The 23,014-nt window shown below is 46.6% G+C and carries 17 protein-coding genes; 13 read left to right on the top strand and 4 right to left on the bottom strand.

All coding sequences use genetic code 11. From position 1 onward, the window contains the following. Positions 1 to 60: 60 nt before the first annotated feature. Both QF049_RS12690 and QF049_RS12685 read right to left on the bottom strand, forming a co-directional pair. Positions 61 to 3,735, bottom strand: a complete 3,675-nt coding sequence (locus QF049_RS12690; protein ID WP_373428345.1) for a non-ribosomal peptide synthetase family protein — start codon at positions 3,733 to 3,735, stop codon at positions 61 to 63. 79 nt (positions 3,736 to 3,814) lie between these two features. After that, positions 3,815 to 5,557, bottom strand: coding sequence for a methyl-accepting chemotaxis protein (locus QF049_RS12685; RefSeq protein WP_307543232.1), 1,743 nt, complete (start codon positions 5,555 to 5,557; stop codon positions 3,815 to 3,817). Between the two features lie 510 nt (positions 5,558 to 6,067). Between QF049_RS12685 and rpiA the strand changes: the two genes are divergently transcribed. The 13 genes from rpiA (at position 6,068) to QF049_RS12620 (ending at position 20,185) form a co-directional block, all read left to right on the top strand. Continuing rightward, positions 6,068 to 6,739 carry a ribose-5-phosphate isomerase RpiA gene (gene rpiA, locus QF049_RS12680; RefSeq protein WP_047842431.1) on the top strand — a complete coding sequence of 224 codons (672 nt, stop codon included), beginning with the start codon at positions 6,068 to 6,070 and terminating at the stop codon, positions 6,737 to 6,739. After that, a complete protein-coding gene (locus tag QF049_RS12675; protein ID WP_307543230.1) occupies positions 6,702 to 7,364 on the top strand; it encodes a GNAT family N-acetyltransferase in 663 nt (220 codons plus the stop codon). Before rpiA ends, QF049_RS12675 begins: the two co-directional genes overlap by 38 nt. A 15-nt stretch (positions 7,365 to 7,379) precedes the next feature. Beyond that, on the top strand, positions 7,380 to 7,841 hold the full coding sequence (locus tag QF049_RS12670; RefSeq protein WP_017689273.1) for a MarR family winged helix-turn-helix transcriptional regulator: 462 nt from the start codon (positions 7,380 to 7,382) through the stop codon (positions 7,839 to 7,841). A 285-nt stretch (positions 7,842 to 8,126) separates the two neighbouring features. Next, complete coding sequence (locus QF049_RS12665; protein WP_307537813.1) at positions 8,127 to 9,227, top strand: cobalamin B12-binding domain-containing protein; 1,101 nt, start codon at positions 8,127 to 8,129, stop codon at positions 9,225 to 9,227. Positions 9,228 to 9,242: 15 nt separating this feature from the next. After that, on the top strand, positions 9,243 to 10,952 hold the full coding sequence (locus QF049_RS12660) for an ATP-binding protein (RefSeq protein ID WP_307543228.1): 1,710 nt from the start codon (positions 9,243 to 9,245) through the stop codon (positions 10,950 to 10,952). A 36-nt stretch (positions 10,953 to 10,988) separates the two neighbouring features. Continuing rightward, on the top strand, positions 10,989 to 11,966 hold the full coding sequence (locus QF049_RS12655; RefSeq protein ID WP_307537811.1) for an alpha/beta hydrolase: 978 nt from the start codon (positions 10,989 to 10,991) through the stop codon (positions 11,964 to 11,966). A gap of 127 nt (positions 11,967 to 12,093) precedes the next feature. Continuing rightward, positions 12,094 to 12,807, top strand: a complete 714-nt coding sequence (locus tag QF049_RS12650) for a class I SAM-dependent methyltransferase (RefSeq protein WP_307537809.1) — start codon at positions 12,094 to 12,096, stop codon at positions 12,805 to 12,807. A 67-nt stretch (positions 12,808 to 12,874) separates the two neighbouring features. Beyond that, entirely contained in the window at positions 12,875 to 13,861 is a 987-nt protein-coding gene (locus QF049_RS12645) for a BadF/BadG/BcrA/BcrD ATPase family protein (RefSeq protein WP_307537807.1), read from the top strand. Positions 13,862 to 13,924: 63 nt separating this feature from the next. Then, positions 13,925 to 14,362: a GNAT family N-acetyltransferase gene (locus QF049_RS12640; RefSeq protein WP_215075506.1), complete on the top strand. Its 438-nt coding sequence runs from the start codon at positions 13,925 to 13,927 to the stop codon at positions 14,360 to 14,362. 219 nt (positions 14,363 to 14,581) lie between these two features. Then, the gene (locus tag QF049_RS12635) at positions 14,582 to 15,040 is read left to right on the top strand and encodes a MarR family winged helix-turn-helix transcriptional regulator (protein WP_091017386.1); all 459 of its coding nucleotides are present in this window, start codon (positions 14,582 to 14,584) and stop codon (positions 15,038 to 15,040) included. Next, positions 15,037 to 18,204, top strand: coding sequence for an MMPL/RND family transporter (locus QF049_RS12630; RefSeq protein ID WP_307537803.1), 3,168 nt, complete (start codon positions 15,037 to 15,039; stop codon positions 18,202 to 18,204). Before QF049_RS12635 ends, QF049_RS12630 begins: the two co-directional genes overlap by 4 nt. Positions 18,205 to 18,404: 200 nt before the next feature. Then, positions 18,405 to 19,031 (top strand): SGNH/GDSL hydrolase family protein, encoded by a 627-nt coding sequence (locus QF049_RS12625; protein ID WP_307537801.1) that lies wholly within the window; start codon positions 18,405 to 18,407, stop codon positions 19,029 to 19,031. A gap of 92 nt (positions 19,032 to 19,123) precedes the next feature. Next, on the top strand, positions 19,124 to 20,185 hold the full coding sequence (locus QF049_RS12620) for a phosphotransferase (RefSeq protein ID WP_307537799.1): 1,062 nt from the start codon (positions 19,124 to 19,126) through the stop codon (positions 20,183 to 20,185). A 113-nt stretch (positions 20,186 to 20,298) separates the two neighbouring features. On the opposite strand, the gene QF049_RS12615 is transcribed toward QF049_RS12620, so the two are convergent. Both QF049_RS12615 and QF049_RS12610 read right to left on the bottom strand, forming a co-directional pair. Continuing rightward, positions 20,299 to 20,976 (bottom strand): tetratricopeptide repeat protein, encoded by a 678-nt coding sequence (locus QF049_RS12615; RefSeq protein ID WP_253433605.1) that lies wholly within the window; start codon positions 20,974 to 20,976, stop codon positions 20,299 to 20,301. Positions 20,977 to 20,990: 14 nt separating this feature from the next. Then, the gene (locus QF049_RS12610; protein ID WP_307537796.1) at positions 20,991 to 22,979 is read right to left on the bottom strand and encodes a GTP-binding protein; all 1,989 of its coding nucleotides are present in this window, start codon (positions 22,977 to 22,979) and stop codon (positions 20,991 to 20,993) included. Positions 22,980 to 23,014 lie beyond the last annotated feature (35 nt).

The following is a 23,014-nucleotide window of genomic DNA, read 5'->3' as shown; positions in this document are numbered from 1 at the left end:
GACGATAGATGGCTTCTCTTTGTGTGACCTTATTTATTAAATGCTAATGATAAAGTGAACTTACTCCATAGCTGTAGAAGTGCCGTTATGGCGCCGGATTGCAGACGGGAAATATCCAATCTGAACGGCGTAGTCTAACATGGCGGAGATGAAGCGATCATCTGTTTTTGCACATGAGATTCCGGCAGGTTCCACATAAGCCGTTGTGACAGGGCAAGCATAGACATATGCTGAATCCTTCGCACCGTCGCCTTCAAGCTGTGCAATAGCCAACTGAAGAGCTTCCGGCTCTTTGCTGATGCTCGCATCGAACAACCAACGGGTGTAATCCGCGAAAGGTAGCGTTTCAACTTCGTAACCAGCCCGATTCACAGAACGGATCAGCTCATCATAGCGGATGGGCTCCGGATTACAGATGTGGAATACACGACCGGCGGTATCCTGACGTAAGGCCAGATGAACGATAGCTTCACTTGCATAGTTGATCGGTGTAAAATCAACCATCCAGTCAGCCGCAGGAGCCTTGCCGAGCAATAACATCGCTTTGATCATACGATAGAAGGCGTTGCTATCAATATTGGACTGGAAGCGTCCAGTTTCGGAGTGGCAAGTGAGATTACCAGCACGATAGATGCTGACAGGTACACCTTCCTCTGCCGCAATCATGAGCACTTTCTCGGCTTCAAGCTTGCTGTCCGAATACAGGTTGTCCACATGCAAGTCAGCCGGGAACCGATCATATTGCAGGGAAGATTCCCATTGTCCGCTGAGTGCCAGATCTTCCGGAATACCCATCGTGGATACATGGTGGAAGGAAGCACCTGGTTTGCTGCGAATCAAGTCTAGTAATGCGACCGTTCCTTCCACGTTTGTTTTGGCGAACTGATCGGCATCGCCGAAATGACGTACGTCTGCAGCGCAGTGGATGACACGGTCAATTCGATCCTGAACATAAGCCGTTTGTTCACCTGACAGACCGAGGTTAGGTTGTTCGAGATCCCCTTCAATAATCTCCACACGAGTGGAGAGATGGTCAGTCAGTTGTTTGCCGAAATAACCTTCCAACACGTTAGTCAAACGTTCCATTGCAGTTATTCCATTGGATGGTCGACGAACAAGGGTGTAGATTCGTGTGCTGGAATTCAGAATTAACTGTTGCAGCACATGAGAGCCCAGATAACCTGTTGCTCCGGTCAGTAACACATGCTCAGGTTCACGAATGAGTGGATACCCCAACTGGGATGTTAGCTCCACAGGGTGTTCGGATAATTGTGTAATCATACCGTCGGTCACCACTGAATCCGTAACTTCTGCAGCACTGAGAGACAATACTTCCACACGATGAGCGAGAGCACGGACTGTTTTTTCGGCAAAGAAGTCGGCAATTTTCAGCTGTGGATAATGTGGCTTCAGAATGACCAGTACATGAATGACCCGGAGTGAATCACCACCGATATTGAAGAAGCTGTCTTCGACACCGAAGTCATCGTGCTGAAGGATTTCTTTCCATGCGTCCAGGATAATGGATTCCGTCTCCGTCTCAGGCATGACCCGGTCAGGGCGATCTTCATGTCGTTCCACATGAGGCAGGGATACCATCGCTTTGCGATTGATTTTTCCTGTTGGTGCAATCGGCATTTCATCCAGCTGACAGATCCACTTCGGTACAAAATAAGAAGGGAGTTTCTCCGTCAGTTCTGCCTTGATGTCCGAAACAGAGAGGGTACTGCCATCTTTCGATGTAAAGTAACCGACCAGCATATTTTGTCCATCGGATTCTTTCTTCGGAATGACGGCAACGTTCTGGATCTGATCAAGCCGTGCAAAGTGATCTTCAATCTCCCCGATCTCAATCCGGTGACCACGAATTTTTAGCTGAGAGTCACTGCGACCAACATATTCCAGCAAACCGGTATCCAGCAATTTGGCAATATCGCCAGACTTGTAGATTTTCTCACCTATTGCAAACGGGTTCTCAATGAATGCTTGCTCTGTACGTTCTGGCTGATTCAGATAACCTTTGGCCAATGCAGGGGTAGCAATATATACCTCACCAGGTACACCTGCCGGACAGAGCTGTTGTTCTTCATTTACAATGTATACTTTGTAGTTATGAATCGGTTTACCGATAGGGATATTCACCACATGTTCGGGAACCTGTTCACTGATGCGGTGAGTAGTTGTGGCTACTGTACATTCGGTAGGTCCGTACACATTAACAATATCAATCTGGTTCCCAAATTTGCGCTGGAAGGCACGAACTTGTTCACCATATAACGCTTCTCCGGCTACAGTAATGATTCTGACTTTGGCCAGCTTGTGGAAACCTTCATCGGATAAGTAGGAAGCAAGCTGATTGAAGAAAATCGTAGGCAGTATCGTAATGATGTTTGTTCCTGTCCGTTCAATTGCACTTGCGAATTCTTCAACGGATACCCGTTCTTCCGCAGACAACAGATATAATTCTGCTCCATAGAACAAGGCGCCAATGGTATCCCACACGGATGCATCAAAGCTGTATGTAGCAAACTGGGTTAATACATCACCTGGTTGAATGTCACAATCACGCTGAACCACACTGCCAAGATTGGTTACACCCCGGTGGGCAATCAGTGCACCTTTGGGTTTACCGGTCGACCCTGACGTGTAGATAATATACGCAAGATCATCTGGCTGAATATCCAGATTGGGATTACTTGCTGCAAATCCGGCTAAACGACCATCCACAGCGAGAATCTGACGGACCGTAGCTATACTGGAGAATAAGCTGGAAGCTTGGGCATAAGAAGCCTCTGTTGTCAGCACGAATGAGGACGCCGTATCTTCCACGATATAACTGTTACGTTCTTGTGGATGCTCAGGGTCGATCGGAACATATGCACCACCTGCCTTCAGAATACCAAGCAGGGAGATGATGGTCTCCAGACTTCGATCCATAAAGATACTGACGAATTCACCTTTCTGCAATCCATTGGATAACAGAACACGTGCAACCTGATTAGCTCGTTCATTCAATTCCCTGTACGTATAACTTTTGGATGGCGATGTTATCGCCGGTGAATCCGGATATGCCGCTGCCGTTGCTTCGAACCAGCCATGAACCGTCTGATTCTCTGGTTCGAGAACAGAAGTATCATTCATTTCACGGTAAAGCAATCGATCTGAGGCAGAAAGAATATCTACCGTACCGATTGCTTTCTCACCGTCACGCACAAGGGCGAGTAGAAGAGTCTGATAATATTCTGCATATCTCAGCACGGTAGACTCTTTTAACAGTGAACTATCATAGAACAGATCGAGGATGAGCATGTTCTGATCATCTCGAACGTTCCAGTTTAATATTTGAGGAGCTTGAGGCAACTGAACACTATTCAGCATAAAAAACGATTCAGGGTATCCACCGTTTTGCAACGTGTATTCAATCTTGAGCTGCTCTGAAACCTGATGACATAGTTGGTTAAAGGTCAATTTGCCCTGAATCTGTAATGAAAGATAGGAAGCTGCCTGATCGGGGGACAGTATACCTATGGCAAGTTCCTGTTCAGCTGACAATCGGAATAACAAGGCTGCATAAGCTGAGAGGAGTACCGGGTACACCATCTGTTCTCCATACTTCTGTTTAAGTTCACGGCTCAGAGAAGCATGTAATGTGATTTGAGCAGACTGATAAGAGAATGATTGTTGACGTCGCCCAAAATCCAGTGGAATCTGCAGAACTGGCAAGCTAGATTCCATGGAATGGGAAGAAGATGGTTGGTTTTCAATCACTTCAGTTATTCCTCCTTGGTTCAAACCGAATGTATGTGGATTTGAATTATTGTTTGCTTACATTGAAATGAGAGATCAATTCTTGGAGTTCCTCAGACATGCTGGTAAGGCGTGTGGAGGAGTCTACCAGTGTAATCAAAGATGCTTTTTGCTCATCTACTGATGAGGAGATTTGTTCACTGCTGTCTGCTGTCTTGCTTACGCTTGAAGACAAGTCATCTGCTGTAGCGGTCATTTCCTCCGTACCCGCAGAGATTTCTTCCGTAGCGCTTGAGACTTCCTGAATCTGATTAGATACTTTTTTCGCTGCTTCTAAAATATCTTCGAACAGTTGTCCTGTTTGATCGGCTACGCTGAGCCCTGTATCTACTTCTGACGTACCTTGTTCCATAGCACGTACAGCTTGTTTAATTCCAGCTTGAATCTCTTGGATCAATACGCCAACCTGGCTGGTCGCTTGTTCAGACTGCTCGGCAAGTTTGCGTACTTCACCTGCAACAACTGCAAATCCTCTTCCTTCTTCACCAACACGAGCTGCTTCAATGGATGCATTAAGAGCAAGCAAGTTGGTCTGGCTGGAGATTCCCGAGATGATATTGAGAATATCGCCGATTTCCTGTGAACGACTCTCCAGAACCTCAATGGCAGAAGCGGTATTCTTAACCGATTCCGTAATCAGATTCATCTGTTCAGATACCTGACGGACAACGCTGTTACCTTGTTGCGAACGACGTTCCATCTCATAGGCTTCATCCGCTACACTTGCCGAGCTGCTGGCAATCGTCTGGATTACGGTAGCCATCTCGGACATGGCACGTGCACTATCCCGGGTTGCCTGTTCCTGTGAACGAATGTTGGAAGTGATTTGAGTCACATTATTATTGATAGAATCTGCATTCTCACTGTTGCGCTCGGAAACTTCATATAACTCTTTGGCAGACTGATTTACTTCTTGTGATGTGATTTGCACTTTAACGATAGTATCGTTGATTTTGCGAACCATGGTGTTGAACTTCTCGTTAACGAGTCCCAGATCGTCTTTGCCTGTCGGAATGTTGACATTCAAATTACCCCGACTGACGTCATCAATTCCTTTGATCAAGTGACGGATAGGGGAAAGTGTATTTTTAACCACAAGGTATTGGATAATCAGGAATAACAGCAAGAAGGCCACAAGGATGATAATTCCGTTTTTGAGCAAGGAGTTAAGTCCTGCGGGTACGGCTGATGCATCTGCATCAATGGCAAAATATGAGAAAATCTTACCGTTGCTGTCTTTGATTGGATATGCAATGGTAGTCCATGTTCCGAAATCATCGGAATAAAATGTTGTGAATGTTGGGCGATCCGTATTAAGCATTTCTTTCAGTGCATTGGCTACAACGACCGGCTGCTCATACATGTCACCGATATTTACGTTCTCACTTTGAAAAGCCTCTCTTAGGTTGGTCGGCATCGCTACAAGGGAAGTTTGTCTCTTGTTATCGCCACCGAGCTCAACACCGAAGATGTAGGCTTGTGCAATGTTAGGATAATATTCTTGCATTTCATCGAAATACGCTCGTAATTTCGTTTGTGTTGCTCCATCATAGCTACCTTCCGCAATAGCAGCTTGTACCTCGGCGGGATTGATATCATCAGCCCACTTTTTGGTAATTTGTTCCACCTGTCCATGCAGTTGATCAACAAGAACTGTTTTTTGAAAATAGTAACTGCTTGCGATAAGTGCTACCCCGATGATAATGATATTGGTAAATGAGAGTAACAAATTTTTGGAGAAAAACGACATGCTTTTCCAACTTAATGATTTCACTAAATTCCACTCCTGATCTTCTTTAAATTAAGAAACTTTAGGGTTGCTTTGGTACAGTGAACTAGATCATTCCGTGATCCCCTCCAAAGGAAATTTATGCGACCATGGTCTTGGTTTATCAGTCGCTTTCGTAGAGACTTATGTACCGTATGAACCATAGGTGTCTAATTATTAAAACACATCTATAATTAATATGTCGTATAAAATGTCGTTAAATTGAATAGTATCGTTAAATTTTTTTTAATATTTTACGTATTTATGGACATATCAGATGTATTATAGGTATTTAGAACTGTTTATTTTAAAATTTCCCATTTTTTAGCTTCATTCTGTATTCTATAACATGGTGGGTAAAAATACATCCTTCAACAAAACAAAAATATGATGGCAAAGATGCAACAGAAGGCACGGATATACATCGGAAGCGGTTTTATCTATAATAACTACATATGCATTTCTCAAATTACGAGCAGCGGGGGTTTATAGATGAATCTTAAACAGATAGCAGCAGAGCGTGCGGCAGAATATGTTGAAGATGGAATGAAGGTTGGATTGGGTACAGGTTCAACAGCTTATTATGCCATCTGCCGAATCGGTGAGCGGGTACGTGATGGATTGAACATTCAAGCGGTTGCCACTTCAGAGGCTTCGGACAAGCTTGCCCGTGAATGGGGAATTCCCATCGTCCCATTTGACCAGATTGGACGTTTGGATCTGACCATTGATGGCGCTGATGAAGTAGATCCCGAATTTAACCTGATTAAAGGGGGGGGCGGGGCTCTTTTGCGTGAGAAAATCGTGGCAGCCAATAGTGACAAATTGATTATTGTAGCGGATGGCAGCAAAGCCGTGCAAAAGTTGGGGAAATTCCCGCTTCCAGTTGAGGTGGTTCCATTTGCTTCTGAGTGGACCTTCCAGGCGCTCGAAAAATTGGGGTGTCAACCACAGTGGCGGATGGATGGACAGCAACGTTATCTGACAGACAACGGAAACCTGATAGCGGATTGCCACTTGGAGGCGATTGATCACGCTGCGGACCTTAATGTTCAATTGAACATGCTACCAGGTGTTGTTGATAACGGACTATTTGTTGATATGGCTAGTACAGTCATTCTTGCCAATGCGGACGGAAGTATCGAAGAGCTTCATCGTTCTTAATATGGAAGAGGGTGCTTTTCATCGTATGAAAGAACTGCCAATCGTTGATGGTGAACTTGTACTCAGGTGTGTGGAGAAACAGGATCTGAAAGAACTTTATGAATTGATCTACAGTGATGACGTACCTGAATGGAAGCAATGGGATGCACCCTATTACCCACTTAAACACGAAAGTTATGAAAGTTTTGAACAAGGTATGCTCAAACGTATGGACGTAGATCCAGGCGATCCCAAACCCGTATCGATCCGTATTATTGAATCCGACAGACAAATTGTGGGTACAATCAGCTATTACATAGAAGATGAGTTATCCATGTGGCTGGAAATGGGGATTGTAATATACAGATCTGTCCAGTGGGGACGCGGGGTTGGCACACGCTCACTTGTTATGTGGTCAAGTCATTTGTTCGAACAGCTGCCTTTGGTTCGGGTTGGATTAACTACTTGGTCTGGTAATGAACGAATGATGCGTGCGGCAGTGAAAGCCGGATTACAGGTGGAGGGGCGAATGCGGAAGTGTCGTATCGTTCGCGGGCAGTACTATGATTCAATTCGTATGGGGATGCTCCGTGAGGAGTGGGAGCAGAAACTGGCCTCTCATACGAGCCGAAATGTAAACAACTGATGGAGGATTATTGAAATGCTGAACACGGAGGACAACCGGGAACTGTCTTTACAATTATTCGTGGTTCTTGTTCGGGCCTACAATTCTGTGACCTCACGTTCCAATCGGGACATCCAGAGTCACGGACTGAATACGACAGAATTTGGTGTGCTTGATTTGTTATATCATAAGGGACCGCAGGCATTGCAAAAGATTGGTGAAAAGGTGTTAATGTCCAGTGGTAATATTACGTACGTTGTAGATAAGTTGCAGAATAAAAATCTGCTGTTTCGTCGACCATCCAAGGAAGATCGGCGTGTCATTTACGCTGAGTTAACCGAGGAAGGAAGAGAATTGTTCACACAGATATTTCCTCAACATCATCAGGTTATCATTGATGCTTTGGAAGGACTTGACCCTTCCGAGAAAGTGGATGCGATTAAGATGTTGAAGAAGCTGGGATTGGCAGCAGAAGGGAAAACTGACTTGCGTTCATAACGCAGGTCAGTTTTTTTTGTGGAACTCGAAAAGTACGGCATATACTGGCTGACTGACTTGCATGGCCCTCCATAATATAGGAAGATTGTTCTATACATTCACCGTGTGTAAAACATGATTATCGAAAGTTCATGTATAATGGAACAGAACGATTAAGAGCGGAATGGGTGGATTGGATCAAGTAGAAGAACCTATCCCGATTGCAAGTTAGCTAACATCGATCTCATTCTGGATTAGTCACGAATGATGATAGAGATGTGATGCGGGTAGAGGAGGGGTGCATCTATGAGTCATCAAGAAGCAGGAGAACGTTTACTCCAGGAATCGGGGAACTTGGCTGATAAAATAACGGAGAAACAGTATCTCAGACAGCCCGATTTACTTGAGCGATTTGGCGAGAACGGAAAAATGCGAACCAAACAGGATTCTCAGTATAGCTTGAACTATTTGGCAGAAAGTGCGCTCTTACAGAGTCCTGGCCTGTTTACTCATTATATTGCGTGGCTGAAAGTTCTACTTGAAGGTTACAAGGTATCACAAGAAGACCTGGCGATTAATCTCAACCTGATTAAAGAGACATTGGAAGAAGAATTTGACCACCCGTCAAAGGCACTTCTGCTCGATTATCTGGAGATGGGAATATATAGAACAACACAAATGGAGTCACAGGCGGGTTACATTAACGAATCCATGCCATATGGAGATGCCGCGCAATCGTACTTGCAGTGTTTGCTTGAGAATAAACGGAAAGAAGCCTTCGAGATCATTGAAGCTCAGTTAGAAGCTGGGGTGACGATTCGTGATATTTATCGATATATTTTTCAGCCTACCCAATATGAAGTCGGGCGATTGTGGCAGAGCCATCGGATCAGTGTGGGGCAAGAGCACTTTTGTACGGCAGCGACCCAATCATTCATATCACGTCTCTATTCTCGTTGGTTGATTCATACGGGTCAGGGTAAAAGGCTAGTTGCCACCTGTGTAGGCAGTGAACAACATGAGATCGGACTGCGTATGCTCACAGATGTGTTCGAGATGGAAGGCTGGGATACGCACTATCTGGGAGCCAATGTTCCTAATGGAAGTGTAGTAGAGGCTATAGAGCGCCATCAGGGTGATGTTATTGCGATTTCAGTTACGATGACGTATCACCTTCATCTGGCCAAAGAATTGATTCAACTGATTCGTCATCATCCGGCAACGGCACATGTGAAGATTATGGTTGGGGGATATCCTTTTAATATTGATCAGGATTTGTGGAAAACGATAGGAGCCGACGGTTATGCTCCGGGAGCCGATGAGGCAGTTGCGGTTGCAGAACAGTTATTGGCTCAGCCAGCTACATGCAATCATCTGGATCTGGATCTGGATATGGTTAGGGATTAGGAGAGGGATGATGTGATGTCTAATGAGAACGGAGAGATACAGAGGCTACGCAGAACGATTGAGCAGTTATCGGATCAGATGATCCGGAGCAAAGAGCAAGAGGAACGGATACTCGCGGAATTCTCGGATATGAATAATGAACTGGTAACACTCCAGCGTCTGCTTGCGAAGAACAATAACAGTCTTGAAGCTGCACGTCAGCAAGCAGTAGATGCAGGGGAATCCAAAAGCGCATTTATTGCAGGCATCAGTCATGATTTTCGTACGCCATTAAATGGCATATTGGGGATGGCTGAGATGCTTAGGCTGTCTCCCTTGTCTGAAGAACAGGAGAATTCCGTTTCCGTTATACAGGATGCTGCCAAACTGCTGCTTAAGCTGATTCAGGATCTTCTGGATCTGTCCAAACTTGAGGCGGGGCAGATGCGACTTGAAATGGGTGAAGTCGATCTGCAAGAGACGATAAACTATATTGTTCGTTTGCTTGAACCTCAAGTCAGAAAGAACAGAAATCAGTTATCAGTAGACTGTGATCCCAGCATCTCTAATCTTCTTGAAGGGGATTCAACGAGAATTACTCAGATATTAATCAACCTAATACAGAATGCGAACAAATTCACATCAGAAGGTACGGTGCGGATACGAGTTACCCTTATGAAAGATGATGAGATTACACAAATGATCCGCTTTGAAGTCGAAGATACGGGGATTGGTATCTCCGAAGAAGATCAGAACCAGTTATTTCAACCCTACATGCAGACTGAACGTGGACGATCAAGTGAGTATGGAGGAACGGGCCTTGGATTATCGATCTGCAGGTCGCTCGTTACACTGATGGAAGGCCAGATTGGAGTAGACAGTCAGGAGGGTGAAGGATCAACATTCTGGTTCGAACTTACACTTGGTAAGAAAGACGGTAACCAGTCCGCTAACCAGTCTGTTGCTTCGGCTCAAGAGCATCAGGGGCAGGATATGGATGATGAAGCTCCTTCTGTATCGGTATTGTTGGCGGATGATAATGTCATCAACCGGCAGCTTGTTATGTTGCAGCTCAAAAAACTGGGAATAACCCAAGTGGACGCTGTAGTGAATGGGGAAGAGGCAATAGCTGCTTTTCTCAGCAAAAAATACAGTTTGATTCTTATGGATTATATGATGCCATTGATGGACGGTTTGGAGGCAACACGCAAAATCCGCTCGATAGAAATGGATGAAATGCGCTATACCACACCAATCATTGCAATGACAGGTAATGTCATGCAGGGAGAGAAAGACAAGTGTATGGAGGCCGGGATGAACGACTTTATTGGCAAACCCTTCACGCTGGAAATTCTGAGTAAGATGATACAGAAGTGGCAGCAATCCTCCGATGCGACAGAGGTACTGAATATGAGCATCGTGCATGAGATTGCGGAATTAAACACCGATGGCGATCGTACACTCCTTGGTATGTTGTTGGACATGTATCGTACCGAAACACCTGGCAAAATTGAGGTGCTGCGCAGAAATATTGTGTCCGGTGACCATGTTGCTGCAACTGAAGTAGCTCATGACCTGAAATCAGGGAGTCTGAGTCTGGGAATTCGTTATTTATCAACTTTGTTTGCCCAGATAGAGCAATTCGCGAAGGAAGGTCAATCACGGAAAGCAGAACCTTTGCTGGATGCTTTGTTACCTGCCTATCAAGCAGCATGTGCATCACTGCAACGAGTAAGTAAAGATTGAAAATATCTTAATAAGGAAAGAGGGTAGGACCCCTTCATGTTATTCTACGTACTTGCAGCACTGGTACTGATCCTTCTTGCTCTTCTGTGGACAGGTGGACTTTATTTTTTCAAAACCGCCATCCGTCGTACGCCAAAGACGTTTTTGGTGGATAATCCGAATCTGATGCCTGAACCGGACAATGAAATCATCAGCAGTGCTTCTGACCTGAAGTGGCTGGATGTTCAGCCTACAGAAGAGATATCTCTTCAATCGCATGATGGATTAAAACTGCACGGTACATGGCTTAGTTCCAATAAGGGGTCAGATCAGACCGTGATTCTGGCACATGGTTATTCGGGGAAAGGTAGAGAAATGGCTGGTTTTGCCCGATTTTATGCTGAAAAACATGGGTATAACGTGTTAATGCCGGATGATCGGGGGCATGGCCGCAGCGAAGGTGACATCATCGGTTTTGGCTGGTTAGATCGTAAGGATTATGTCCAGTGGAGCAACTGGGTGCTTGAAAAAGTGGGTACAAAAGGGGAAATCATATTACACGGCATATCCATGGGAGGAGCAACCGTACTGATGACAGGTGGTGAAGCCCTGCCGACTCAGGTTAAAGCGATTGTGTCTGATTGTGCATATACATCCGTGGAAGAAGAACTGACGTTCCAGTTAAAGCAATTATACAAGCTTCCTGCATTTCCGTTTATACCTGTCACAAGTCTGATCTCCCGGTGGAAAGCAGGGTATTCCTTCAGAGAGGCTTCGGCTCTCAAGCAACTTGCCAAAGTTAACGTTCCCGTGTTATTCATCCACGGTGAGGCTGATACGTTTGTACCAACGGAAATGGTGTACAGGTTGTATGAAGGTTGCCCAACCAAAAAGGAATTGCTGACCGTCCCACGTGCGGGTCATGGCACAGCGTTTCAAGTTGATCGCACTGGATATGAGGCGGCACTGGAATCCTTTATGAAGAAAAATCTGTCGCCTTCGTGCCTCGTACCTGAAAGTTCAGAGGCCAAGTAATGCGATGATCTTGTGTTTATAGGTATGCCCATGATCAAGGGGGCGCGGCGTTTAATTGATTTTTTTGTGACAATCTGGGTATTAAGTAGAAGATGCAAATCATTTTCTAAGCGATGGGGGTATCTTGATGGGAAACGAACAATTTGAGGCTGCACGAAAAGCAGAGGCAGGTTATCATTCCAACTTCTATGAGAATAATGAATTATTCGCCTCCGGTACCTGGATGTCGAGGCCCATGCCTATGGTGATGGATATGCTGGAACGCCTACTTACTCACAAGGAGGAATTGCGTGTCCTCGATCTGGGATGCGGAGTTGGGAGACATACGATACCGATTGCACAGCGCCTTGCAAAAACGAACAGTGAAGTCATCGGTGTGGATTTACTGGATGAGGCCGTAGACGGACTTCGCAAGTATGCGAAAGAATATCAGGTTGATCATATCGTGCAGTCAGTGAAAGCAGATGTTGAACATTATGCTGTGGAGCCAAACTATTTTGATTATATCGCTGCTTGTTCTTGTCTGGAACATGTTTCAAATAAGCAAGCCTTTATGGAAGCGATAGACCGGTTACAGGCCGGAACTCGTACAGGGGGCATTCATTGTATTACCATGAGTACCAATGTGGAGGAAAAAGAAATCAATACAGGCAAGGAGATTAAACCATTAATTGAGCTGAACCTGCCCACAGCCGAGGCGATTGCTATACTGGAGGATGCCTACAAAGGCTGGAATATTCTGCTTCAGGAACACGTTACACAGACGATTGAAGAGGAAAAGTATGATGAACCAACACAATTTCGTTGTGAACTGCTTCGTTTCGCTGTGCAAAAGCAATAAATTCTCTGCCGGGACCTGACAATGGACCCGGCACTTTAATGTGTGGTCTGAAGGGAGATCGTTAAGGATGAATACATATGTAATAGGGATGGATGGAGGAGGGAGCCACACGCGTGTGGCTGTCGCAGATCAGAACGGGAAGATTTTATCCTATGTACAAAAGAATGGTTGCAACCGCTATCACGATACCAATGCTGAGCAAAATGTGCTGGAGGGTATCGCTGAAGCCATAACTCAGGCTGGACTCCAATCAGATCAGATCGCTGCCATTCAGGCAGGAATGGCGGGTCTGAATCGGCCTGAAGATACAGTTTGGGCGGAGGCATTACTCGCTCGTACGGGGATTACAGGCAGGATCAGTGCGGTAAACGATACGCACATCGCACATACAGCGGCCTTCGACGGTGAGCCAGGTATTGTCGCTATTGGAGGAACAGGATCTCTGATCCTTGGCAGAACCGAACAGGGAGCTTGGCTCCGCAATGATGAGTTCGGACATTACGCGCCTACAGCAGCACGTTTTTTAGCTTACGACACGGTGCATTCCATCCTCGCGGGGCGTTATGGGCCGCAGGACCAAGCTTGGATTGAGCAGGTGTTGAAATATTGGAATGTAGCCTCAATTCGAGAGCTCGCTACGCTGGGGATAGCCGGTTTTGCCGAAAATAAACAGGCGACCAACCGGAAATTTGGTCAGATGGCGTCTATGGTGACGGAAGCTGCTGCCCGGAATATTCCCCTCGCAGTTAGGGTGTGCGACTCGGCTGCCGATACGGCTGTTGTGGGAATCCTCATGCTGGCGTCCTGTTTCGATCAGCCCACAGTGTCCATGACGCTTACCGGAAGCTGTCTGAGTTCACAATATATGGTGAAGGCTGTTCAGAAAGGACTGGATGCTACTTACAGGCCCGATGGGAAAAGAATTCAGTACATAACCAGTGACTTGTTGGCAGTTGGGGGCGCACTGCTGGATGCTTATCATTTGGCGCAGATCAACGTATCGGATAACATCTCAACTGTGCTTCAATCGGAGCTGAATCGGCACACGACTTGAACTTTGAGAGGCTAACGACTACAATACGATAACGGAAACAAGCAAGGTATAGGAGGAATCAAGGTGTTAATTAATCTGAAATCACGCATACAGGAGCCGGAAGTACAGGAACTGTTGTCCTACTCGGTCTTTCCTGATCCGGATCACTTGAACCGTGCGTTGCAACAATATGTAGAGAAAGACGAACTGCAAATGGCCGGTTACGAAGATGAGGGACAATTGATCGGTCTGATTGGATATGAGAAGACAGGAACAAGTGAGGTTACCATTCATCATATCTCGGTTTTGCCTGAAAACCGCTTTAAAAATTATGGACGTGGTATGATCTCACAACTGTTGGCAACATACAATCCCGATAGACTGATCGCTGAGACCGAGCTGGAAGCCGTCGAGTTTTATCGGAATACGGGGTTCGTGGTATATAGTCTGGGTGAATTATACCCAGGTGTGGAGCGATTCCGTTGTGTGCTTGAAAAAGAGGAAGATACAGACGAAGAGTAGCACAGAGGCATTTTATTACTTTAAGAAAGATATGGATTATAATCATTACAGGATGTTGGATTTGGCAATGAGCTGAGTCGGACGTCCTGTTTTTTTGTCGTTTTCATCAAAAAAGCAGGAAAAAAGTATTGATTTATAAGATTGTTTCATTATAGAATAGTTTCACATAAGAATAGTTCGTCAAGCGAACTATATAGATTCGGGAAAGGAGAATGAAGAATGAATACACCGGATGCAAAAAGTTTGGTAAACCGCTATTTGGATGCTTCTTTTTTGGTCAACAAGCGGTTTGATACGCGGATACGTGAACAAGTGGGGCAGACCATAACGACCGATCAGTTCTGCGCACTTCGTCTGATTGAAGAGAAACCTTCCTGCACGCCCTCTGATCTGGCAGAGCTTCTGTGCATAGGCAAGAGCAGCATTACCGCTTTGGTCAACAAGCTGGTAGATCGCGATCTTGTCCATCGGGCAGGGGATGAACGCGACCGCCGCGTTGTATATCTGACACTGACGGATACCGGACGACAGGTATACAGGGAAACAGAACAGGAAATACAGCAGATTCTGGAGCCGTATCTGGTTCATTTTAAACCGGAAGAGGTTCGAATTTTCATTGAATCTTTTGAGAAGCTTGCAGCTTTGCTAACGCATGAAGGAGGACAGGAGAACGAATGAGAGCGATACTAAAAGCAAGATGGTGGTTAATGGGGCTATGGGTTGTTGTAGCTGCCGTGTTGATGTTTACTGCCCCTAACATGAGTGAACTGATTCGGGAAAAGGGACAGTTTTCGGTTCCGGAAGGGTACTCTTCCACCCAGGCAGCAGCAATTTTGAATGAAGCTGCAGCACAAAAAGGAGAGCAGCAAGGCAGCCAGATCGCTCTTGTATTTTATAATCCGGAAGGTCTGGGTACCACGGGGAATCAAGAGGCAGAGAAGGCCGTTAAAAACTTGGAGGCCAACAAGGAGAAGCTGGGCATTCTGTCCATTCTGGAACCTTTCTCTCAGCCTGAACTGTCAGAGAAGATGATCTCAGCTGATGGCAAAACGATTCTAACATCGCTATCCATTGATCAGGGAGATCGTACGGTCAAGGAAATGCGGGAAGACCTGAATGAAGCATTGAAGTCCGTCAATGTGGAGCACTACATAACCGGTAAAGGTCTGATTGATGAAGACACCATTGAAAGTTCACAAGAGGGGCTTAAGAAATCGGAATATATTACAGTTGTCTTTATTTTACTCATTCTGTTCCTGGTCTTCCGTTCGTTTGTAGCTCCGTTTGTCCCGCTGCTGACGGTGGGGATCAGTTACATTGTATCGCAACAGATTGTTGCATTCCTCGTGGATGGGCTCGACTTCCCGATATCCACATTTACGCAGATCTTTATGGTCGCCGTCATGTTTGGGATTGGTACGGATTACTGCATCCTGTTAATCAGTCGGTTCAAGGAAGAACTGGCTCATCATGAGAATACGTGGGATGCCATCATTGCTACCTATCGTACTGCCGGTAAAACGGTACTCTTCTCAGCACTAGCTGTGCTGGTTGGATTCATTGCGATCGGCTTTGCCCAGTTTATGTTGTACCGCTCTGCGGTTGCCGTAGCTGTAGGTATTGCCGTGATGATGCTTGCCTTGGTGACCATCGTGCCATTCTTCATGGCGGTGCTGGGCAAGAAGTTATTCTGGCCGTCGAAGGGTTCACTTGAACATGCAGAGAGCAAGATCTATGGTGCAGCTGGTCGCTTTTCACTTAAACGTCCATGGGCTGCGCTGCTCATCGTTGCAGCTGTCTGTGTGCCTCTTTTGGCAACCTACGATGGGAAACTGTCGTTCAACAGTCTTGATGAGATTGGCGAGAAATATGATTCCGTAAAAGCATTCAACATTATCTCTGACAGCTTTGGTCCGGGTGAATCGCTGCCGGGTCAGATCGTCATCCAGAACGATGAAGCGATGGATAATGCGAAGTATATGGCCGTTGCCGAGAAAATTAGCCGGGAAGTAGAGAAAGTAGCCGGAGTCTCTGGTGTACGCAGTATGACACGACCTACGGGGGATGAGATTAAAGATTTTGAAGTTACACAGCAAGTCGGAACATTATCGGATGGACTGGGTGAAGGCAAGACGGGTCTGGACAAAATCCGTGATGGTCTGAGTGAAGCCAGCAGTCAGCTAAGTAAAAATGAACCACAGTTAAAAGAAGCTGCTGATGGAGCAGGTGAACTTACTAAAGGAACCTCCCAGTTGCAATCGGGTATCACGCAACTCAGTCAGGGACTTGGGCAGATTGAAAAAGGTATTCGAGATGGTTCCGCAGGTGCTGGGGATCTGAAAGCAGGGCTCCAGCAAGCCAAAACGAGTGCAGATCAACTTGCGCAGGCGAACAATCAGTTGCTTGAAGCCTATCGTCAGGCGGGAGCAGGGGTCGCTGCACTGGGGGATGGAACCCGCGAACTGGAACAACAGCTGAACGGGGTTTCAACAGCTCTAACCAGTCTGTCCGAATCCTTCACAGCACTTGAAGAGCGTTATCCTGAATTGCAGCAAGATGCTGACTACCAGCGTATCAAAGGCACGATTGGTGAAACAGGTTCTGGTACAGCGCAGCTTGCTCAAGGTTTGGGTCAGATTAAAACCAAGCTTGGAGAAGCCGCTGCTGGGATTAATCAGGCCAATGAAGGGTTTGCCTCCGCAGCAGCCGGACAAAAGGCGCTTGCCGATGGCCTAGGTCAAATTGTAACGGGAATCGGTCAGTTGCAATCCGGTCTCAAACAGGCTGCGGATGGTCAGGGCAAAGTGATTAGCGAAATTCCTTCCATTCAGGATGGACTTGGCCAGCTTCAGGGTGGTCAGGAGAAAATTCAGCAAGGCTTCTCGGATCTGAGTGGTCAGCTGACACAACTGACAGATGGACTGAACCAGAGTGTCGATGGTATTAAACAGGTATCCGGGGGACTGGATTCCGCGCAGGACTACCTGACGCAATTGCAAGATTCACCAGATTCCGATCTGGCAGGCTGGTACGTTCCTGAAGAAGCACTGAACAGCAAAGACTTCACACAGGTGTTTGATACGTATCTGTCCCAAGATAGGAAAACGATGACGATTGATGTTATTTTGGCCGAAAATCCATACGGAACAGAAGCCATTGATCGTGTTCCTGACATTGAGGCGGCAGTACATCGTGCGGTACAAGACAGTACGCTTGAAAAAGCAGACATCGCCATAGGTGGCGTTACGAGTACATTTGCAGATCTGCAGGAGATCTCGAATAACGACTATACACGTACTGTAATGTTGATGCTGGCGGGTACATTCATTATTCTGGTCGTGCTGCTTCGCTCGGTCATTATGCCATTGTATCTGATCGTTTCCTTATTACTGGCTTATTTCACATCGATGGCGTTAACCGAAGTGATCTTTGTTAATATCCTCGGATTTGCAGGCATCAGCTGGGTTACTCCGTTCTTCGGATTTGTCATGCTGATTGCACTTGGTGTGGATTATAGCATCTTCCTGATGGACCGTTTCAATGAGAACAAAGGTATGAAAGTACAGGATGCGATGTTGTACGCGATGAAGAACATGGGAACCGTCATTTTATCTGCAGCGGTCATTCTGAGCGGTACATTTGCTGCCATGTATCCATCCGGTGTTCTCTCGATGATGCAGATTGCCACAGTAGTCCTTAGCGGACTGATCTTGTACTCTCTGCTGTTCCTGCCATTCTTCGTCCCAGTGATGGTGAAGATGTTTGGCCGGGCCAACTGGTGGCCATTCCCGAACAAGGAACAATCAGATTCCGTTGATTCGGATCGAACCATAGGCATGTAATGCATTGCAATGGATTAGGCTCTGCCGCGTTATGCGGCAGGGCTTTTTTCTTTTTTTACCTCTACAGAAGAACAATGGTTTTATGCAAAAGAAAGGTGCATGCCTAAGGACACCATCCCGCGCCTTGTCTCGCCACTCATCATAAGATATAGAGCAGTTCATTATTGTTCAGAGACATCACAGCAGAGAGGGGCGACGGGATGGTATATCGATACGTGGCTATAGGCGATTCATTAACGGTAGGTACAGGAGCGTTGCTGGGCACCGGCTTTGTTCCTTTATATCGGCGAATGGCAGAAATGAATGTTCGTACGTTTGTATCCATGGAAAATATGGGCGTGAATGGACTGACGTCGGGGGAAATGTTGCAGATGATCTCTTCGCATCCCCGAGTGCGGCAATCGCTCCGTGAAGCGGATATCATTACCATATCTATTGGCGGGAATGATCTGATTCGTACGTTCAAAGCAAGTAATGGCATTCCAAATGCCAGCAAAATGACACAGGTGCTCGGAGAAACCCGCAGTAATGTATCCCAGATCATGCGGCACATTCGGCAGTTAAAGAGCAACCATGAGTATATGGTCCGATCCATCGGATTGTACAACCCGTATCCACAAGCGACGGAAGCTGCGTACTGGGTGCGCCAATATAATTCGTTTTTGAATGGAGCGGGATCAGGCAACTATGTGTGTGCTCAGGTGTATGACAGGTTTGAAGGTCGTGAGCGTGAACTGTTGTTCTGGGACAGAGTGCATCCCAATGCAAGAGGATATCGTGTCATTGCAGAGCAGCTTAATCGGACGGGATATTATCCGTTCTCTTGATCACTTTGGAACAGAACTAGACCGAGCGATGGACTTCCTTTAAGATAAATAGAAGACAGTTCCATTTTGTGAGATAAAGGGGTTAATTTTTGGTGCAAAATATCGATTCCGGTTCCCTCCATCATTCAGAGCAGCAACGTATATCCGAAGTGTTGGCCTTATATGGTTTCACATCGGACTGGAAAGGCGAGCGTAGAAAGGGTGGGATGAATAATTCTACTTACATGCTCCATGTAGACGGGACTAATTACGTCATGAGACAATATGAAACACATAATGATCCGATGAAAATCGCCTTTGAACACGAGGTGCTGGAAGCCCTCCAACGTTCAAACTTTAAGCTTGATACACCTTCACCTGTAAGGCGGTTATCTGGTGAGCGAGGTACATTTCTTCCTGTAAAAGATACCCTCACAGGTCATACCAAAATCGTGACTCTGTTTCATTATAGGGAAGGAGTCAATCCCATCTGGCATACACCAAATCAATTGATAGGGCTCGGTAAAGCGGCGGGGGCTCTTTCTTCTGTTATGGCTACGTTGGATATACCACTTGAACCTGTGTATCCACCGTACTATCGAATTCAGGATGCGTATCCGCTCTGTTCACCAGAACGATTATTACAGCTATGCACATCGCCGCCGGAGCAATTGGCCGCATGTGCGAATGAGTTGAAGCAACTGAGAGATGCGCTACCAGATCTGTTTGAAGCCCTGCGGGGAATGGAACATCTGCCGCATCAATTGGTTCATGGGGACGTGAATGCCTCGAATGTATTGGTAGATCAGCAGGATGGTGAAATCTGTGCCATTTTGGATTTTGAATTTGCGACATGGGATTTGCGGGTAATGGAGCTGGCTGTTCCGATGTCTGACCTCCTTACCATGGACAAGAGTGAAGATTGGATGTGGCAGGCACAGGAGGGACTGATCAGGGGATTTCGGGAACAGGTCAGCCTGGAACCGGAAGAGTTGCTGGCCATACCTCGATTGATTTTGCTGCGCAGTCTGGATGTGGTCATGCATTTCATCAGTCGGATGTTTGAGGGTACAGATGAGCCGGAAGTGGCTGTGGAGCAGATTGTGAAACTCAAACAGCGGATGGACTGGATGCGTCTTCATGAAGAACGACTGCGTGAGATATTGGTGTATTAATATCGTTGTTAAGAATAAAGTGCACTGGTTCTGCTCATACGAGGGCAGAGATCAGTGCACTTTTATTGGTTAGAAAAGTGATATATGAAGATTACGGCGTATAGCGGATGACATTACAATCCACGTTTGCGGAACCAACTGCGGACAGCCCAGCGGCGCTCCTGACGTTTTTTGTATTTGGGTAACGAACGATAGACGTTCAACGATTGCTCGTAAGCCTGTTTTGCATCAGCATTACGTCCGAGGGAACGATGAACCGAGCCGAGCAGATAATACGCTTCACTGGAAGAGGAATGAATCTCCTGAAACTGATGCACATAATCCAACGCCTTATCTTCATGCGTATCTTTGAAGGCACCAGCAAGGGTTAGGTACGGGCGTCCGTACTTGACTCTGGGGTTGATCTCGAGGGCTTTTAAAATATGACGTTCTCCCTGTTCGATGTTACCTAGATGAAGCTCAGTCGTCCCCAGTGCCTCCCAGTACTCAGCCGATTGTTCGTATGGGCGCTCCAGTTCAAGTAATAACGCATGTGCCTCACTGTAACGCTTGCGCTCAATTAACAGGCGAGCCAGTTCCAGCTTGGAGGAAACTTCATTGGGACTCATGGCAAGCTGTTGCCGAAGCCGGGAGATGTTACGCATACGCTTCAGAGGTTTCGTGAAGCTTGGGAATACGCCAACATAGCGACGATCCAGGAAATACAGTATAACGAGTAAAATGAGGATGGCAATGAACGGATTACCTACAATCCGCCATAAAAGGCCAAAGATAAGAAATTTAATAAGCACAGGTTCAACTCCATTTATGATGTAATCGCGTTTCGTACACTTAAAATATATTTCGCCTGATCCAGCGGGTTAACTCCTCTGCGTTTGCGAGTATGATTCACATCCGCAGTACAATCTTGATATCCGGCAAACGAAGTCGTAAGCACCCCGCGGCCACTTGTCTCGGAACGCAGTTTCACCGGATAATCCATTGAGGTGGCAAGAGGCATAACTCCTTCAATAATGCAACGTCCGCTACCAATGACGGGGGCTTCGAAGGTTGCCCGCATATGTACCAGATCGCTAAGGGCCTTACCGCCGTATTCTTCCGGGACCGTCAGCCGGAACTGAAGAAGGGGTTCCAGCAACGTGGTACCTGTTCTCGACAATCCATCCATGATTCCCATAGGCGTGGCTACAACAAAATCCAGCGGATGTGTATGCCAGACATGATGTTCCCCTTCCACCAGCGTGATGCGCAGATCGGTTACTTCCCAACCGAGCATACCTTGAGACAAGGCTTCCGGAATTCGTCGTTCAACTTCATTCTGATAACGTAACAGCAAATCATCTGTCCTTACGGTTGAGGCATAGATCAGACCGCTTCCGCGAGGCAAAGGTTCAATCTTGAAGCGCAGGATGGCCCAGCAGGGCTTAGGCATCGTATAGGCGATGTAACCTTCTCCGGCTGTACGGGGTGTCTCCTTATAGATGACGGATGGCGGATCAAACACGACATCCAATCCGAAACGACTCAGCAACAGGCTGGATAAAATCTCAAGCTGTATGGTTCCCATGACCTTGAGATGCAGTTCTCGTTCCTCCGGCAACCATTGCAGGTCGAGTAAGGGATCTTCATCCGTCAACTCTTGCAATGCTGCAACAAGATCGGGGTACTGTGCAGGGTCCTTGCCATGCACTTGTACGGTCAGCAAAGGTACAGCCATCTGTGGCAGAGGAGGTACACCCTCAGGATTGCCGATAATGTCACCCACATGTGTGTCACTCAGTCCGTACAGCACAGCAATCTGTCCCGCGTGAACGGCACCGGTATCCGCCCATTTTCGTCCATCCATGCGGCGAATCTGCGTCACTTTCTCTTCAAGCTCCCGCGTCGAATTATGAATGGTATCCCGATTGTGTAAGCTGCCACCATACATACGGACGTAAGCCGTGCGTCCCATCGTACGGTCACGTTCAATCTTGAATACAACACCCGATACGGGAGAATCCACTGGTTGTGCAGGTGCAGGCAGAAATGCAAGGACCATGTCCAGTAATGCCGTGACACCAATTCCTTTGCCGGAGGCGCCATAACACACAGGGAACATCTCACCTTGATGCACATACTGCAGGAACGCTTCATTCAGATCCCTTTGCGATAACGGAGTTTCCTGAATGTAGGCTTCCATGACCTCTTCGTCCAGCTCGGCAAGGATCTCGACCAGACCTGGAATGGATGGTGTGCCATCTGACAAAGAATCTTGATTCGGGTTCCATAGGGAGTCGATGCCATGAAATGTATCTTCATGGAGCTGATACGTTTGGATTTCGCATGCGAAAGGGGACAGGGTTGAACGAATCTGCTCCATTACCGCTGGGGCAGATGCGCCAATCCGATCCATTTTATTAATATAAATGATGGTTGGGATGCGAAGTGAACGAAGGGCATGCCAGATGGCTTCACTCTGGGACTGAATACCTTCTACTGCCGACAGAATGAGAATAGCACCATCCATTACCCGTAGCGTTCGCTCTACTTCGGAGCTAAAATCAATGTGACCAGGCGTATCAATGAGGTCAATGATGGTGTCTTTCCAGATCAGAGAGGTCATAGCTGCTTGAACAGATATGCCACGTTCTTTCTCAATGTCCAGGGAGTCTGTGGCTGTTGTTCCATCATCTACACGTCCCGGACTGCGGACGACACCACTCTCAAATAACATATGTTCGGTGGTGGTTGTTTTCCCCGCATCCACATGGGCGAAGATGCCAATATTCCTGCGATTCAATTCGTTTAACATGGAATGCTAAGCTCCTCTGACAACGGAATGCAATG

Source organism: Paenibacillus sp. W4I10, assembly GCF_030816325.1.
Lineage (GTDB): Bacteria > Bacillota > Bacilli > Paenibacillales > Paenibacillaceae > Paenibacillus > Paenibacillus amylolyticus_B.
Note: the sequence above shows the minus strand (reverse complement) of the source record. Positions and strands in the feature narration are given on the sequence as shown.

What these genes read in the sequence shown, in the direction of transcription:
- QF049_RS12690 (WP_373428345.1), bottom strand. Translation starts at nt 3,735, where the DNA reads ATGGAATCTAGCTTGCCAGTTCTGCAGATTCCACTGGATTTTGGGCGA.
- QF049_RS12685 (WP_307543232.1), bottom strand. Translation starts at nt 5,557, where the DNA reads ATGTCGTTTTTCTCCAAAAATTTGTTACTCTCATTTACCAATATCATT.
- rpiA (WP_047842431.1), top strand. Translation starts at nt 6,068, where the DNA reads ATGAATCTTAAACAGATAGCAGCAGAGCGTGCGGCAGAATATGTTGAA.
- QF049_RS12675 (WP_307543230.1), top strand. Translation starts at nt 6,702, where the DNA reads ATGCGGACGGAAGTATCGAAGAGCTTCATCGTTCTTAATATGGAAGAG.
- QF049_RS12670 (WP_017689273.1), top strand. Translation starts at nt 7,380, where the DNA reads ATGCTGAACACGGAGGACAACCGGGAACTGTCTTTACAATTATTCGTG.
- QF049_RS12665 (WP_307537813.1), top strand. Translation starts at nt 8,127, where the DNA reads ATGAGTCATCAAGAAGCAGGAGAACGTTTACTCCAGGAATCGGGGAAC.
- QF049_RS12660 (WP_307543228.1), top strand. Translation starts at nt 9,243, where the DNA reads ATGTCTAATGAGAACGGAGAGATACAGAGGCTACGCAGAACGATTGAG.
- QF049_RS12655 (WP_307537811.1), top strand. Translation starts at nt 10,989, where the DNA reads ATGTTATTCTACGTACTTGCAGCACTGGTACTGATCCTTCTTGCTCTT.
- QF049_RS12650 (WP_307537809.1), top strand. Translation starts at nt 12,094, where the DNA reads ATGGGAAACGAACAATTTGAGGCTGCACGAAAAGCAGAGGCAGGTTAT.
- QF049_RS12645 (WP_307537807.1), top strand. Translation starts at nt 12,875, where the DNA reads ATGAATACATATGTAATAGGGATGGATGGAGGAGGGAGCCACACGCGT.
- QF049_RS12635 (WP_091017386.1), top strand. Translation starts at nt 14,582, where the DNA reads ATGAATACACCGGATGCAAAAAGTTTGGTAAACCGCTATTTGGATGCT.
- QF049_RS12630 (WP_307537803.1), top strand. Translation starts at nt 15,037, where the DNA reads ATGAGAGCGATACTAAAAGCAAGATGGTGGTTAATGGGGCTATGGGTT.
- QF049_RS12625 (WP_307537801.1), top strand. Translation starts at nt 18,405, where the DNA reads ATGGTATATCGATACGTGGCTATAGGCGATTCATTAACGGTAGGTACA.
- QF049_RS12610 (WP_307537796.1), bottom strand. Translation starts at nt 22,979, where the DNA reads ATGTTAAACGAATTGAATCGCAGGAATATTGGCATCTTCGCCCATGTG.